The following is a 14,538-nucleotide window of genomic DNA, read 5'->3' on the forward strand; positions in this document are numbered from 1 at the left end:
TGGGAGAAGACGTGAGTTCACCCCGCACCGCGGCCATCGTCGGGGTGTACAACACCGTCCAGGGCCGGCGACTGGACGCCGAAACCTCACGCGGCCTGGCCGTCAAAGCGATCAGGGGCGCACTCGACGACGCCGGTCTACAGCTGGACGACGTGGACGGTATCAGCGCGGGCCCGCTGTCGACCGCGCTGATCTACGACCTTCGCATCGGGCCGGCCTGGCAGGGAACGGGATTCGGTGTCGGCATGATCACCGAGGCGGCCACCGCGATCGAGCACGGCATGGCCGATGTCGTGGTGCTCGTCGCCGCGCAGGCCGGTGAATACCGCGACCACGAGGCCACCGCGCCCTGGACGCGACCGGAGAACGAGTTCGTCGCGCCCTGGGGCATGTTCACCACCGCAGAATTCGCGCTCATCGCCCGCCGGCACATGCACGTCTACGGCACCACGCGCGAACAACTGTCGATGGTCGCGGCGACCATCCGCAACAACGGGTCGAACAACCCGGAAGCCGTTTACTACCAACGTGGTCCGTTCGCACCCGCTGACATCACCGCGTCGCGCCTGATCGCCGACCCGTTTCATCTTCTCGATTGCGCCACCACCTCCGAGGGTGGCTGCGCGTTGGTGGTCGCCAATGTCGACGCGGCGGAAACGTCGGGGCAGCCGATCTACATCCTGGGCAGTGGCGCCGATTTTCACGGCCCGTCCTACCAACACCCCCCCGCGTGGGATCTCGCCGGACGCCGCGGCGATCACGTCAACGGCGTGGTGGGCCGGCGGGCGGCCGACCGTGCCTTCGCGCACGCCGGAATCCGGCGCGATGACGTCGACGTGCTGGAACTATACGACCCGTTCTCGTTCGAAATCATCCGGCAATTGGAAGCATTCCGGTTCTGCGGAGACGGGGAGGGCGGGCCGTTCGTCGCCGACGGTCACATCGCTATCGACGGCAGCCACCCGATCACCACCGACGGGGGAACCATGTCGTTCAGTCATGCCGGCGCCAACCCGCAGATGATGCAGCGTGCCGTTCGCGCGGTGCAACAGTTGCGCGGTGACGCCGGGGCCCTGCAGGTGCCGGACGCACATATCGCCTTTTGCAGCAACGGCGGTGCGGGAGCCCTGTTCACCACGGTGCTGCTGTTGGGAGACGAGCCACGATGAGCCTGTTGCACCCACAGAATGGCTCCGTACCGCATGCCAGCAGTCCGGTCAGCGTCCCGTTCTGGGAGGGCTGCCGCGCCGAAGAGCTGCGCTACCAGCACTGCGGTGATTGCGGCGTCGCCAACTTCCCGCCCACGGAACACTGCCGCTACTGCCTTTCGGGGTCGTTGGCATGGACACGCAGTGGCGGAATGGGCGAAATCTACAGCTGGACCGTCGTGCACCGGCCGGTGACCGCCGACTTCCAGCCGCCCTACGCACCGGCGATCGTGACGTTGGATGAGGGTTACCAGATGCTGACCAACATCGTCGGGATCGAGACCGAAGCCCTGGCCGTCGGCCTGCGGGTAAGAGTCGCATTCCGCGCCGTGGGAGCGGATCTGACCCTCCCCTACTTCACCGGGTCGCCGTGAGCCCGCGGCGTACCACCGACGGTCTGCCGGTGACGGCCTTCCTGGTGCTGGGCGTGCTGGCCGCCACCGACGAACAGCTCACTGCCGGCGAAATCAAAACGCGCGCTGAACTTTCCGTCGGCCACTTCTACTGGTCGCCCTCGGTCAGCCACGTGCGGCGCGAATTGAACCGACTGCTGGAGCGCGCACTGGTCAACGAAATCGGCGCGCAGTCCGGCAAACGGGCCATCATGCTTTACGAGACCACCGACTCTGGCCTGGATGCCTTGCGCCGTTGGGTCCAACACCTACCTGGCGAGGACCAGGTCGTCATCAAACACCCCGTGATCCTGCGCACCTGGCTGGCCCGCGGCGAGGACCCCGAGCGCGTCGTGGACAACCTGGAACAGCATCTCAAGGCAACGCGGGCGCGGCTGGACGAAGCATTGTGGTCGCAACAACGGTCCAGAGAAGAAGGCATCCTGAATGATCAGGACCAGCGCTACTCGTTCGCTGTACTCAACTACGCCATCCGCGGTCTGTATGCGGAGATCTCCAATGTCGAGCAGTTGCGCGACGAGATCGCCTGCGGCACCACGCGAGACCCGGCGCGGCGGGTCCGGCGCCCGAAAGGCCAGATCCGCCGGCGCACCAAGGGGGCCGAGAGTCTTCGCGCGGAGACCGGTCAATCCAGCCGGTGCAGGAATCCATAAAGAATCGCTTGGACGAGTTCGTCGATGATGGCATTTCGCGACGGGTGCTCGGTGCCGAAATACGTGGAGCGCAATGCGGCCATCCCGGCGACCATGGCGACTGTCGAGTATGCGGGCAGGTCAGGCTGATTGGATCGGATGCCGCGTATACGCATGCCCTCCGCGCCGATCCGGCTGAGGACCGTGAGGGCCCTTCTGATGTCGGCGATGCCGGTATCGGCCTGTTCTTCCTCGCTGAGGGCCTGAGCGGACACCAGCGTCAAGAGCAGGCCCTGGTGATCGACGAAAAGGTCGTAGAGATGCTCGACAAAGAGCCGAGCAAGCTCGCGTTCGTCGGTCTGGTCAGGAATGACCGATTCCCATGTGCGTCCGAAGCCTTCGACGAATTCGGTGAAGGGCAAGACGAGGGCCTCCCGGAACAGGCCCGCCTTCGATCCGAAGTTTCGGAACAGCAGATGTTCGGTCACGCCGGCAGATTCGGCGATTTCACGAGTAGTCGTGCTGCGGTAGTCCTGACGCGCGAACAGATCGCGGGCGGCGGCGAGCAACAGCTTGCGTGGTTCCCCACGCGGGCGGCGCGAACCAGGAGCCCGCGTCTCGGCGACGACCGACTTCTCAGCGGGAGGTCGCTGGGACACAGGTGCTCCTTCCTTGACCGCGGTGGTGGTTGACCTAGTGACGATAGTCATCACTATCTTATTGGTCGTCCGGTATCGGGCGGGATACCGATTTGGGCGCTGTAATCACGCTAGGCAGGCTATTCAGCGGTCTTTCGCTACGACGCGGACACCGCCGACGAGACCTACCTCCGGGGGACGTGCCGATGCCGAGGGTCGAGGACGGAACGGTGCGCCGGCTGGAACGCACTGAGGTGTTGGCCTATTCGGCGATGATCGCCGGTGCGGGCAATGAAACGACCGCTCGGCTGAGCGGCTTCATGGGTCAATTGCTTGGTGCAAGCGCCGATCAGAGAGGGGGACTCGGGGCCGATCGGTCGCTGATCCCCTCGGCGGCGGAGGAGTGACCGCGTTACGAGCCGACCTCGCCCGGTGCCGAGGGGTCCTACAGGCTGTTGCTCAACGCTTCAGCCAACCGTGACGAAACGCGATTTGTTGGGCCAGAGCGCTATGACATCCATTGCAAGGCAGCGTATTTGAGCTTCGGGCAGAGATTGCACGTCTGCCTGGGCTCGGCGCCGGCGCGACTGGAAGCGCGGGTAACATTCCGGTGCCGTCGACCTGCCGCTGACCATCCCCATAAATGTGTTCGCGGCACAAACGATGTGAGCCGGCGTCCGCTAGGCGCGCACCGCGATCGACGACAGCAGATCGACAAGGTGGTCAGGCCGATCCAGCATCGAGAAGGTGCGGGCCCCGTCGATGACCTCCAACCGGGCGTGGGGAATCGTCGCGGCGAGCCGGCGGCCGTCTTCCAGCTCGAAGAACGCGTCGTCAGCCGACCACGCGATCAGCGTCGGCTTGTCGAATTCCGGCAGCCGGGCAGCCACGCCGGTAGTGACCTCGGTGCGCAGCGACAGCGAGAATTGGCGCAGATCCTCGGCGATTGCCGCATTCGACAGCGCCGGCCGCACCCAGATCTTGGTCAGGGCATCAATGTCGCTGTGCGCCAGGCCTTCGTAGGCGCGCCGGCGTGCGACCGGCGCCCGCATGCCCTGGATGGCGGTGTGGAAGACCTTCTTCGACTTGGCCGCGAGGATGACCGGCTTGAGGATGGGCGGCGGAAAGTGTTCGAACGCATCGCAACTGGTGAGCACCAGCGCACCGAGTCGCTCCGGGTGATGCACCGCCACGAGTTGGGTCACCACTCCGCCGGTGTCATTGCCCACCAGCACCACATCCGTGAGATCGAGCGCGGCAAGGAATTCTGCGACGATACCGGCGACGCCGGTGATGCTCCGGTCTGCTCGGGGGCGCAGCGGCTCGGGATGGGCGCCGAGCGGCCAGGTAGGGGCGATGCAGCGCAGTCCGCGACCGACCAGGCGTTCGCTGACCTGGCGCCACAGTTGGCCGCCCATCAGGTACCCGTGCACGAAGACCACGGGTCGACCGTCGTCAGGTCCGGTTGCTTCGTAATGGATGGCTCCGGCGCTAATGTCGATCGTCGGCATGAATGGCTCCTACTAGCGAAGGATTTACAAACAGGCTGCCTGTTCGTAAGTTACCAACAGGTTGTATGGAAAGCAAGAGGCGCACCCAGGAGGAGCGCTCCGCGGCGACCCGCGAGGCGCTGATCTCGGCTGCCCGCAAGTTGTGGGGCCGGCGCGGCTATGCCGAAGTGGGTACCCCGGAGATCGCCACCGAAGCCGGTGTCACCCGCGGTGCGATGTACCACCAATTCACCGACAAGGCAGCGTTATTCCGCGATGTGGTGGAAGCGGTCGAGCTGGATGTGATGACCCGGATGGGCACGCTGGTGGCGTCGTCGGGAGCCACCACCCCGGCCGACATGATCCGGGCCGCGGTCGACGCCTGGCTCGAGGTGTCCGGTGATCCGGAGGTGCGCCAGTTGATCCTGTTGGACGCACCCGCCGTGCTCGGCTGGGCGGCCTTTCGCGACGTCGCCCAGCGCTACAGCCTGGGCATGACCGAGCAGCTGATCACCGAGGCGATCAAGGCGGGTCAGCTGGCGCGACTGCCGGTGCGCCCGCTGGCCACCGTCCTGATCGGAGCGCTGGATGAGGCAGCCATGGCGATCGCGACCGCCGACGACCAGAAGCGGATCCGCAAGGAGGTCCGCCAGGTCCTGCACCGGCTCATCGACGGAATGCTCGAGGGGTAGTGACGCCGAGTTGCGGGTAGTGCTCACGCAACTGCTGAAGGTAGTGCGGTGCCGACGCGGTGGCGACATCGAGGAAGCCCCGAACGGTCGGGGACTGGTTGGCGGTGCGCCACGCCAGGGCAAGTGGCCGGTCAGGAAGCCGCCCCTGCAACGGGATGAACCGCACACCATTGCGACTCAGATTGATGAATGAGGTAGGCAGCAAGGCGATTCCGGCTCCCGAGGCGACCAGCGCGAGAATCGTCTGGATGCGCTGCACTTCGTCGACGACGGGCGGTTCGATGTCGTGCATCCGGCACACCTCGACGACATCGCCGTAGGTGGTGGCTGCGGCGGACCGCGCCCACAGGATCATCGGTTCATGAGCGAGCAGTCCTGGCTCGATCCGCTGGTGGTCGGCCAGTGCGTGGTCCTCCCCGACGACCGCCGCAAGCGGATCGTCGATCAGTGGCTGGATGGTCAACGACGGTTCGTCAACTGGGCCGCGCAACAGCCCGACGTCGATGCGGTGCTCGACCAGCTGCGCTATCTGTTCGGTACTGCTCAACTCGCTGAGTTCGAGTTTGACGTCCGGGAACTGCCGGCGGTGTGCCCTCATGACGTGGGACAACACGCCGTCGACCGCCGCTTGGAGGGCGCCGATGCGTAGCTGGCCGAGCTGTCCGGCGGCAGCGCGGCGGGCCGCCGCGAAGGCGCGCTCGGCATGGGTCAGCGCCAGGCGCGCCTCGTCAAACAGCGCCGTCCCCGAGTCGGTGAGCTCGATCGGGCGCCGCGACCGGTCGATCAGCTCGGTGCCTAGCTGGCGTTCCAACTTCTGGATCTGCTGACTCAACGGCGGCTGCGCGATGTGCAACCTCTCGGCGGCCCGGCCGAAATGCCGCTCCTCGGCGACCGTCACGAAGTAGCGCAGTAGTCGCAGCTCGGGGTCAGCCATATCTGCAGAATATAAACAATGACTAGATATGTCTTGGACTGTGATGATGTCGCCGCCTTACGGTGGCCGCAGCAGAGCCAAGGAGGCAACACGATGACCGGACTGATCGCGACGGAACGTGATCTTGTCGAGCACTATTTCGACCAACCGTGGAGTGACGGGCTTCCCGTCGTCCCGCCCACCCCGGCCAGGGTCGCCGCGGTGCTGGACGCGTTAGGCGGAGACCCCGGCGAACTCGTCGCGCGGATCCCGCCGCGGTGGGGCAGCCTGACCCGCGAGCTGCTGGCCGTCAACATGGTGATGGCCGGCTGCAAGCCCGAGTACGCGCCGGTGGTGCGTGCGGCGGTGCTCGCACTTGCCGACCCGCGGTTCAACCTCAACGGCGTGCAGGCCACCACGCATGTGGTGTCACCACTGATCGTCGTCAACGGTCCCGTCGCGCGGCGGATCGGAATGAACTCCGGCGGAAACGTTTTCGGCTCCGGTAACCGGGCCAACGCGACCATCGGCCGCGCGGTGCGGCTGATCCTGCTCAGCGTCGGCGGCGGCATTCCCGGTCAGCTCGACAAGAGCACCCTGGGCCACCCCGGCAAGTACACCTTCTGTATCGCCGAGAACGAGGAGGCCAGTCCATGGGCGCCTTATCACGTCGAGCACGGCTACGCGCCCGAAGACAGCACCGTGCTGGTCATCGGCGCCGAGGCCCCGCACAGCGTCACCAACCACATCTCTGACGACCCGCAGGGCATCCTCGATTCGGTCGCCTCGGCGATGAGCACCGTCGCGCACAACAACGCCGTACTGGGTGGGTCCTGCACCGTCGTGATCGGTGTCGAGCACGCGCGCACCATCGCCTCATTCGGTTGGTCGCGCGACGACGTGCGTCGCTACCTGTGGCTCAACGGCACCAACTCCTGGGACGACGTCAGCTACGGCGACCGCTATGCACCGGCGGGCGGACGGACTTACAACCGCAATCTGCCCAAGTGGTATCCCCGCGAGGCGGGCCGGCGGGTGCCGATCGTCTTCACCCCCGACGATATTCACCTCTTCGTCGCCGGCGGCTCCGCCGGCCGGTTCTCCGCGTTTCTGCCGGGCTGGAGCACCGCGACGACACCGGTGCTGCGGGCCGTCGAAGGCGACGTGTCCGGGGCGAGCGGCAATGCCCGCGAACTGGGTTGCTCCGATGGCGCATGCCGGCTGTGACACTCGAGAAGGGAAGATCAATGACCAACTTCGCCTATGACCCCTGCGGTGTTGTCGAGGTGACGGCAACCCCCACCGCCCCTCGTCCGGGCCGCACCGATGGCCTCCGGTTGGCGGTGCTGAGCAACACCAAATGGAACGCCGCCAAACTGCTACGCGCCACCGTGCGTCAAATCGCGCTACAGGGAGCGGTTTTCGCCAGCGTCACCTATTACGACAAGCACCACTTCTCCTGCGATGCGAGTCCCGAGCTGATTGCCCAGATCGCCGCCGAGAACGACATAGCCCTCACCGCGATCGGCGACTGCGGCTCCTGCTGCTCGGCGTGCGTCAACGACGCGGTACGGCTGGAGCAGGCAGGTATACCGACCGTCGCGATCGTGACAACCGAATTCGAACTCGAAGCCCGCCTGCAACGTGAAGCCCGCGGCATGGCGGGGCTGACACCCGCCGTCGCCACCCATCCGATCAGCAGCCTGACGCTGGACCAGCTCGACTCCCGTGCCGTCGAGATCGCCCCGCAGGCGCAGCGCATCTGGTTCGGCAGCGCCGTCGCCGGCGAAGTCGCATGACCGAGAAAGGGCCGTTGTCATCGATAGTGGTCGCAGACTTCTCCAGGGTGCTGGCCGGCCCGTTCTGCACCATGACTCTGGGTGACCTCGGCGCCGAGATTGTGAAGGTGGAGCGTCCCGGTGGGGACGACACCCGCGCGTGGGGGCCACCGTTCGTCGACGGCGAGAGCACCTACTACCTGGGCGTCAACCGCAACAAACGCAGCCTCGTTCTGGACCTCAACACCCCCGAAGACCGAGATGTCGCAGCGCAACTCGCCACGCGCGCCGACGTAGTGGTGGAGAACTTCCGTCCCGGCACCATGGCCCGGTTCGGTCTCGACGAGACTACCCTGCGTCGGACCAACCCAGGGTTGGTATATTGCAGCATCTCGGCATTCGGGACCGGCGCGGGATATGAACTGGCCGGCTACGACCTGCTTGTCCAGGCACTCGGCGGCCTGATGAGCGTCACCGGACCCGATGACGGACACCCGACCAAAGTCGGGGTGGCACTGGTCGATGTGCTGGCGGGATTGTTTGCCACGGTTGGGGTTCTGGCGGCGCTGCGCGCACGTGACCGGACCGGGCGAGGACAGCTCGTCGAGATCAACCTGTTGTCGACGCTGCTGGCGGCGCTTGCCAATCAGTCAGCCAGTTATGTTCTGGCCGAGGAGATTCCGCATGCGATCGGCAACGGGCACGCCAGTATTGCTCCGTACGACAGCTATGCGACCGGGGACGGGAATATCGTGCTGGCGGTGGGAAACGACAAGCAGTTCGACGCATTGTGCGACGCGCTGCGCATTCCCGAACTGGCACGCGACCCGCGGTTTCTCGGCAACGCGTCACGGGTGCGCAACCGCGTTCCACTGCGTGAGCACCTCGAAGCCGCGCTGGCATCCAACTCGGCCGGCTACTGGGCGACAATCCTTCCCGCCCTCGGTATTCCCGCGGGCGCTGTCAACAACATCGGTCAGGCTTTCGCCCTGGCCGAGCGGTTGGGCCTGCGCCCGATCCGCGACACCGACGACGGTCAGGTGCTCGGCCGTCAGGTTGCCAGCCCGATCAACCTGTCCGCGACGCCGGTGACCTACCGCACCAGGGCGCCCCGGCTGGGCGAGCACAGCCCTGCGATCCGCCGGTTACTTCACCGCGGCGATTGTCTGGCGGGACAGCTCGGTGGCGATGCCACACGGGTCGGGGAACGGCTTCCTGACGAATTGGATTGACCATTCGAAGAAGTCGTCCTGGTACTGGATGGACACGTCGCACAGCCGGGTACCGAGCCGGTCGGTGGCGACCGCGATGTAGCCGCTGTGGCCGTCGATGGTGATGTCGTCGACGGTGGTTCGGCTCAGGTCCTCGTTCTTTCGTTCACGACCGATGGGGCTACCGCGAAACCAGCTGAAGGAGAACCATGGTCCGGAGATGCTGCCGTTCACCAGCCATTGGCATCCGACCGCGTTGCGGGCCGTGACCACCAGCCCGACGACCCCGGTGAGCTGGGCCAGGGTCTGATCACTGACGCCGCCGCACTCCGGGAAGAACGGGCCGTGCACAGCCTGTTTCGACGTGGGCGCGCCCGTGGTGGCGGGTTGTCCGCCGGCGCCACGTGAGCCGTCCGCACACCCGGCCATCAGAGGCAGTGTGGCCAACATTGCCAACACCTGCAGACGGCGGCTCGACGACCGGGAACGGCTCATCCGTCGAACACCTTGTTCATCCGCTTCTTGAAGGCGCCGTCGAACCGGCGGTAGGTGCCGCGCAGCGCGTTGCCCGGCCAGTGATCCGCTACGAGTTCGGCGGGCAGCAGTGGGTCGAGCTGTAGGTGGCGGACCACCGCGATCGACAGCGCGAACTCGTCGGTGAAACTCTGCGCCGTATCGTCGCGCTTGTCGCGCTCAAGCGCCGTCTGCATGGCGTCGATGAGTGCCCTGGCGTCGTCGGCCCAGCCGTCGAGGGCAAACAACGACCGCATCTTGTCGGTGGTGATGTCGGTGGCCGCACCGTGGAAGTGCGTGCACTGCCGGTCCAGGACGGCGCGGGACGCGGAAAGGCGTTGCGAGTCAAGGTTGTCCGGACGGATCCAGACGCCCTCGCGGAAGTCGGCCAGGTGCAGGGCCATCGCCGCCTTGCGTAGTTCCAGACGGTCGGATGCGGTACGGCGCTCCATCGAGACGATGGCGAGTTCCCAGGTGCCGTCCCATTCCCTGACGTCGTCGATGCGATAGGCCTCGTCGACCCGCTGCCGGCGCTCGGCCAGCCGGCCCGCGAGTGCGTAGCTGCCGTCTTCTGCGCTGAGTTCGCCGTTGGAGACCATCCGCCACAGGCAGGTGCGGGCGGCGCCGTCGCTGATGCCGAACAGGGACGCCAACGCGACCAGACTAGCCACCGGCAACCTGGCCTCGTCGGAACCCAATAATGCCGATGCCAGCACCGAGCGCGCGCTGAGCGGTCGGTCACCGATCAGTTCGCGCACACGAGATCCGGACATGGCGGGCACCGGACCATCTTCCCCGATCGCGCCGCGTATCACTGGATCATTGACGTGTGACATTCAAACTGTGATACTGACGAACGTGGCCTCCCCGACGAAGCCGTTGGTCGCCGACCCGTTGGTTGCCAGTGACGTCGAGATCGTCCGGCGCATACTGGCCCATATCGACCGCGGCACCACCGATGAGGGTGCCGCTTGGCGCGAGCCCGTTGAAAACTATCTGGACGCAACGCGATTCGCGCGGGAGATGCGGATGTTGCGTGCCATGCCGAGCGTTTTCGTGCCGTCCGCGGCGATCGGCGACCCAGGGGACCACGTCGAACGAACGGCGTTCGGGGTGCCGTTGTTCGCGGTGCGCGGTCGCGACCGGAGCGCCCGGGTGTTCCGGAATGCGTGCCGTCACCGAGGATTCACGCTTGTCGAGGGCGCCGGATGTGCCAATGCCCTGGTATGCCGTTACCACGGCTGGACGTACCGGCTGGACGGATCGCTCGCCCACGTTCCGCACCGGGAGGCATTTCCCGACCTCGACGTGCACGCCCGGGGGTTGGTTGAGGTCAAGAGTCATGAGGTGGACGGGCTGATCGTCATCGACGCACTGGAACCTGCTCCTGAACCGGACGACGACGCCGTGGGCTGGTTGACCGACGGGACTCCCTGGCGCGACAAGCTCATGCCCGCACAACGACTCGTGTATGTCGACGCCACGTTGCGACCCATGAACTGGAAGGTTCTCGTCGAGCAGTTCCTAGAGGGCTACCACATCCGGTCGACGCACAAGGAGACCTTCTTCCCGCTGCAGTACGACGACCTCAACGTGGTCGAGAGGTTCGGCCCGAATTCCCGTCTGACCTTCCCGTACCGCAACATTGAGCGGCTGCGCGACCGTCCGGAGGATACGTGGACGACAGACGCACGGGTGACCTACCTCTATCAGCTCTTCCCGAACGTCATGCTGGCGACGTTCCCGGACCTGTTGTTGATGATCGTGATCGATCCGGTCGATATCGGTCACAGCATGGTCACCGTCTATTCGATGGTGCGGCCGGAGGTGGCTGGGCGGGCGGGCAGCGATGCGCGGCAGCGTGACCCGGTCGCCGCGGGCGCGCTCATCGCGCGTGGGACGGCAGAGGATAACGAGATGTCCGAGGGGGTTCAGCGCGGCTTGAACTCCGGGGCAAATGCTTTCGTCGAATTCGGTCGGCACGAGAGTGCTGCCGGGCATTTTCACGCGGTGCTCGACGACCGCCTGGCGCGGTTCGCGCCGGCCGCTACGGCGTCTTGAGGAACACGTCGTTGAAGGTGACGGTGCGAAGATTGCGCGCGCGGATGATGTCGACCAGTTGCGGGTAGACGTGCGTGACGGGCAGGTGGTTGAGGTGCCCGATCACGATGGACTGCGGCGTGAAGTACTGGTCGGCCATCTTCACGATGTATTCCTCGGTGATCAGCGTCGAGTCCGACAGCGAACCCGACCACAGGACCGGGACGCTGTATCCGAGATCGGCGGCCACCGCGTCGACGTCGGCGTTGTGCTTGGCATACGGTGGCCGCCAATAAGGTTTGGCGCCAACGCCATAAGTCTTCTTCAAGAAGTCGTCGTTGCGCATCAACTGCTTGGCGATTTCGCCCTTGGACAGCGTCGTCAGGTCGGGGTGCGACCAGGTGTGGTTGCCGAGTTCGATCTGCCCGGACTCGACCAACGGCCGGAGCAACTCCAGATTGTCGGTCCAGGAGTCGTAGGTGCCGTTGACGAAGTACGTCAACCGGATGCCGGTGTCCTTGGCGAACTGAGTGTAGGCGCGCACCACTTCGGTGTTGGTGCCGTCGTCGACGGTCAGCGCCAGCAGGTCACCACTGCCCGGAAGCTGGCTGAGCACGCCGCCGCCGGGCAGCCGTATGCGTGCGCTCGGCGGTGGCGGCGGCAGCAGTCCTGCGACCGTCGGTCCTGCGGGCGGTGCGGCGGCGTCCGCTGCCGGGGCCTGGGCGAAAGTCCGCGGTTGGGGGTCCACCATGCATCGGGCCAGACCCACGCTCGCGACGGTGGTGAACGCGAGAGAGCCAAGGAAACGGCGGCGGCTCAGCTCTGACATTCGATGGCCGCAATCGGCTTCCGGGTGCGCCAGGAACCTCGCGGACCCGTGCCCAGGTCGCAAAATTCCTCCACCAGCAACGACACCACAGCAGCGAACCGTATCATGACCAGCGCAGATCTACGCTGCGCAGCGCCACAGCAGCGCCGAACTGTTGTGGCAATCACAGATCAGCAGTAACCGATGCCGATGTCGACCGACAGTTGCGTGCCGGTCACGAACCGGGCTTGATCGGATGCCAGCCAGGCGACGGCGTCCGCGACGTCCTCGGGCTGGGCGACGCCGTCAGGCAACAGCGGCTTGTGCATGTCACGCAGCTGCGGGTGGGTGTCGGCCGTTCAGTGGCCGACTCATCGGTCTCCTTGCACGGGGTACTCCCTGGATGCTCCGACGATAGGCTGGCTGCATGGACGTCATTGTTGTCGACCGGGGGCCGCGAAGGATCAGTCGCAGGGTGGAGGTGGCCGCGCCGGCGGCGGAGTTGTTCGCGATGGCCGCCGATCCGCGGCGGCACAATGAACTGGATGGATCAGGCACGGTACAGGCCAACGTCAAGGCTCCGGCCCACCTCACCGAAGGGGCGAAGTTCTCGACGAACATGAAAATGTTCGGCCTGCCTTATCGCGTCACGAGCACGGTGACCGCGTTCAGGCCCGTCGAGCTGATCGAGTGGCGGCATCCGCTGGGCCACCGGTGGCGGTGGGAATTCGAGGCGCTGTCGCCCACCTTGACGCAGGTCACTGAGACCTTCGACTACCACGATGCCGGCACGCTCAAGAAGAAGCTGAAGTACTACGAGCGGCTGGGTTTCGCCAAGGCGAACGCGTCCGGCATCGAAGCGACGTTGGCCAAGCTGCGCGACCGGTACGCGACGCAGTGATTCATGCCGCCGGGTCGGCGGCATCCCAGGGGACCACACCGGAAACCCAGTGTGAGAGCAGTTCGACCTCGTCGTTGCGGTGCAGGTGCCGGGGCGGTGTGGCGAACGTCGAGTAAGGGCGGCACCGGATCACCACACGATTCTCCCGGTCGCACATCGCCTCGATCGACGGGCGCGCTTCGGGTCCGAGCGGTTGGCCCGACATCCTTCCGGCCACTGCCATCATCACGTCTACCGCCAGGTCGCGGTCGGTGTCCAACGTCGCGTCCGTGTAGACCTGCAGATAGGTGAAAGGCCAGCGCTCGTCCAGCACGCACAGGCTGACCTTGTTGTCGCGCTCGATGATCCGGGCCTTGCCGCGACCGGCCATGGTGGACACCAGCAGCTCGCCGTCATCGGTCGGGATGTAGTAGACGATCGACATCGCCGGCCCGTCGTTGCGCCTGCGGTAGCCGAAAACCGCGGTGCGATGCGTACGGACGAATTCGCGTCGCTCCGAGGGGAGCATGTCGCGATCGGTGGGAGCCGTGAAGGGCTCGGCTGCGAGCGGGAGAAGCATGCTGAAACATCCTTCATGGCAGGGGCGTTGACCCGTTGACTATTTATGGGTACAGTGTGTCCATAAATACTGCTGATGTCAACTCCGCTCCGGGCCGCTCACGTGGGCGTCCGGCGCTACCGCTAGACCGCATCGTCGCAGTGGCCCTCGAACTCGTCGACGAAGAAGGCGCGGAGGCGCTTTCCATGCGATCGCTGGCGCAGCGCCTGGGTTCGGGCACCGCAACGCTGTACCGGCACTTCGCCAACCGGGCTGAACTCGTGGCCATGGTGGTGGATCGGATGCTCGGCGAGGTGGTGGTGGACAGTGCCCCCGGGCTGGCGTGGGACGAGGCATGCATCTCGTTCGCGCGCGCCATGTTTGGCGCTCTCGGGAGGCACGGCAACGCCGCGCCGTTGCTGATCGGACAGGTCCCGGTCGGTCCGAACGCCACGGCTCAGCGGGAATTCGTGCTGAGGGTGCTGCTGGACGGCGGATTCTCCGCGGCAACTGCCGCGCGCAGTTATGCCACCCTGTCGCGCTTCGTGTTGGGCTTCGCCATGCAGGTGCCGGCGGCGGCGGTGGCGGAGCACCACGACGCGGCGGCGGCGGAGGCATTCAGCCGCCTCGACTCCGGTAGTTACCCGGCCACCGCCACCGTCGCCCCGCACCTGCCGGTGCCCCTGGCCGAGGAGTTCAGCTTTGGGCTGCAACTCCTGATCGAGGGGTTGACCCAGCTGGCTTGACGCCTCGGTGGGCGACG

Annotated in this window: 17 protein-coding genes and 2 pseudogenes; 11 read left to right on the forward strand and 8 right to left on the reverse strand. The window is 65.9% G+C overall.

The features are described from left to right. The first annotated feature begins 11 nt into the window (after positions 1 to 11). The 3 genes from JX552_RS01325 to JX552_RS01335 are packed head-to-tail and all read left to right on the forward strand — an operon-like array spanning position 12 to position 2,274. Entirely contained in the window at positions 12 to 1,169 is a 1,158-nt protein-coding gene (locus tag JX552_RS01325; RefSeq protein ID WP_205875745.1) for a thiolase family protein, read from the forward strand. Further along, positions 1,166 to 1,582, forward strand: a complete 417-nt coding sequence (locus tag JX552_RS01330; protein ID WP_205875746.1) for a Zn-ribbon domain-containing OB-fold protein — start codon at positions 1,166 to 1,168, stop codon at positions 1,580 to 1,582. The genes JX552_RS01325 and JX552_RS01330 overlap by 4 nt, the downstream gene beginning before the upstream one ends. Next, the gene (locus JX552_RS01335) at positions 1,579 to 2,274 is read left to right on the forward strand and encodes a MarR family transcriptional regulator (protein WP_205875747.1); all 696 of its coding nucleotides are present in this window, start codon (positions 1,579 to 1,581) and stop codon (positions 2,272 to 2,274) included. The genes JX552_RS01330 and JX552_RS01335 overlap by 4 nt, the downstream gene beginning before the upstream one ends. Here the strand turns inward: JX552_RS01335 and JX552_RS01340 are convergent. Beyond that, positions 2,247 to 2,963, reverse strand: a complete 717-nt coding sequence (locus tag JX552_RS01340) for a TetR/AcrR family transcriptional regulator (RefSeq protein WP_205875748.1) — start codon at positions 2,961 to 2,963, stop codon at positions 2,247 to 2,249. The two genes, JX552_RS01335 and JX552_RS01340, sit on opposite strands and share 28 nt — an antisense overlap. A 149-nt stretch (positions 2,964 to 3,112) precedes the next feature. On the opposite strand from JX552_RS01340, the pseudogene JX552_RS01345 reads away from it, so the two are divergent. After that, positions 3,113 to 3,499, forward strand: a pseudogene (locus tag JX552_RS01345) (cytochrome P450); the annotation flags it as partial. A gap of 72 nt (positions 3,500 to 3,571) precedes the next feature. On the opposite strand, the gene JX552_RS01350 reads toward JX552_RS01345, so the two are convergent. Beyond that, positions 3,572 to 4,402, reverse strand: coding sequence for an alpha/beta fold hydrolase (locus tag JX552_RS01350; RefSeq protein ID WP_205875749.1), 831 nt, complete (start codon positions 4,400 to 4,402; stop codon positions 3,572 to 3,574). Between the two features lie 65 nt (positions 4,403 to 4,467). Between JX552_RS01350 and JX552_RS01355 the strand changes: the two genes are divergently transcribed. Next, positions 4,468 to 5,073 carry a TetR/AcrR family transcriptional regulator gene (locus JX552_RS01355; protein WP_205875750.1) on the forward strand — a complete coding sequence of 202 codons (606 nt, stop codon included), beginning with the start codon at positions 4,468 to 4,470 and terminating at the stop codon, positions 5,071 to 5,073. Here the strand turns inward: JX552_RS01355 and JX552_RS01360 are convergent. Further along, the gene (locus JX552_RS01360; RefSeq protein ID WP_205875751.1) at positions 5,048 to 6,007 is read right to left on the reverse strand and encodes a LysR family transcriptional regulator; all 960 of its coding nucleotides are present in this window, start codon (positions 6,005 to 6,007) and stop codon (positions 5,048 to 5,050) included. The genes JX552_RS01355 and JX552_RS01360 overlap by 26 nt on opposite strands. A 93-nt stretch (positions 6,008 to 6,100) precedes the next feature. Between JX552_RS01360 and JX552_RS01365 the strand changes: the two genes are divergently transcribed. Genes JX552_RS01365 through JX552_RS01375 form a run of 3 tightly spaced genes read left to right on the forward strand, consistent with a single transcriptional unit; the run spans position 6,101 to position 8,996 of the window. Beyond that, entirely contained in the window at positions 6,101 to 7,213 is a 1,113-nt protein-coding gene (locus JX552_RS01365) for a hypothetical protein (RefSeq protein ID WP_205875752.1), read from the forward strand. Positions 7,214 to 7,233: 20 nt separating this feature from the next. Continuing rightward, complete coding sequence (locus JX552_RS01370) at positions 7,234 to 7,785, forward strand: UGSC family (seleno)protein (RefSeq protein ID WP_205875753.1); 552 nt, start codon at positions 7,234 to 7,236, stop codon at positions 7,783 to 7,785. Beyond that, a complete protein-coding gene (locus JX552_RS01375) occupies positions 7,782 to 8,996 on the forward strand; it encodes a CaiB/BaiF CoA transferase family protein (RefSeq protein WP_205875754.1) in 1,215 nt (404 codons plus the stop codon). Before JX552_RS01370 ends, JX552_RS01375 begins: the two co-directional genes overlap by 4 nt. Here JX552_RS01375 and JX552_RS01380 read toward each other — a convergent pair. Together JX552_RS01380 and JX552_RS01385 are read right to left on the reverse strand one after the other, a co-directional pair. Next, positions 8,910 to 9,470 (reverse strand): DUF3558 domain-containing protein, encoded by a 561-nt coding sequence (locus JX552_RS01380; protein WP_205875755.1) that lies wholly within the window; start codon positions 9,468 to 9,470, stop codon positions 8,910 to 8,912. The genes JX552_RS01375 and JX552_RS01380 overlap by 87 nt on opposite strands. Then, a complete protein-coding gene (locus JX552_RS01385) occupies positions 9,467 to 10,261 on the reverse strand; it encodes a PaaX family transcriptional regulator C-terminal domain-containing protein (protein ID WP_205875756.1) in 795 nt (264 codons plus the stop codon). Before JX552_RS01385 ends, JX552_RS01380 begins: the two co-directional genes overlap by 4 nt. 70 nt (positions 10,262 to 10,331) lie before the next feature. Between JX552_RS01385 and JX552_RS01390 the strand changes: the two genes are divergently transcribed. Next, positions 10,332 to 11,549 carry an aromatic ring-hydroxylating oxygenase subunit alpha gene (locus JX552_RS01390; protein WP_205875757.1) on the forward strand — a complete coding sequence of 406 codons (1,218 nt, stop codon included), beginning with the start codon at positions 10,332 to 10,334 and terminating at the stop codon, positions 11,547 to 11,549. Here JX552_RS01390 and JX552_RS01395 read toward each other — a convergent pair. Both JX552_RS01395 and JX552_RS01400 read right to left on the reverse strand, forming a co-directional pair. Next, positions 11,536 to 12,348 carry a polysaccharide deacetylase family protein gene (locus JX552_RS01395; RefSeq protein ID WP_205878133.1) on the reverse strand — a complete coding sequence of 271 codons (813 nt, stop codon included), beginning with the start codon at positions 12,346 to 12,348 and terminating at the stop codon, positions 11,536 to 11,538. The genes JX552_RS01390 and JX552_RS01395 overlap by 14 nt on opposite strands. A 179-nt stretch (positions 12,349 to 12,527) precedes the next feature. Continuing rightward, a pseudogene (locus JX552_RS01400) lies at positions 12,528 to 12,692 on the reverse strand (SDR family oxidoreductase); the annotation flags it as partial. 71 nt (positions 12,693 to 12,763) lie between these two features. Between JX552_RS01400 and JX552_RS01405 the strand changes: the two are divergent. Continuing rightward, positions 12,764 to 13,237: an SRPBCC family protein gene (locus JX552_RS01405; protein WP_205875759.1), complete on the forward strand. Its 474-nt coding sequence runs from the start codon at positions 12,764 to 12,766 to the stop codon at positions 13,235 to 13,237. A 1-nt stretch (position 13,238) separates the two neighbouring features. Here JX552_RS01405 and JX552_RS01410 read toward each other — a convergent pair whose 3' ends face one another. Next, complete coding sequence (locus JX552_RS01410; protein WP_205875760.1) at positions 13,239 to 13,796, reverse strand: pyridoxamine 5'-phosphate oxidase family protein; 558 nt, start codon at positions 13,794 to 13,796, stop codon at positions 13,239 to 13,241. 131 nt (positions 13,797 to 13,927) lie between these two features. Here JX552_RS01410 and JX552_RS01415 point away from each other — a divergent pair, with 131 nt between their 5' ends. After that, positions 13,928 to 14,521 carry a TetR/AcrR family transcriptional regulator gene (locus JX552_RS01415; protein ID WP_277396104.1) on the forward strand — a complete coding sequence of 198 codons (594 nt, stop codon included), beginning with the start codon at positions 13,928 to 13,930 and terminating at the stop codon, positions 14,519 to 14,521. The last annotated feature ends 17 nt before the right edge of the window (positions 14,522 to 14,538 follow it).

It is taken from the genome of Mycobacterium gordonae (assembly GCF_017086405.1).
In the GTDB taxonomy this organism is placed as follows: Bacteria; Actinomycetota; Actinomycetes; order Mycobacteriales; family Mycobacteriaceae; genus Mycobacterium; species Mycobacterium gordonae_D.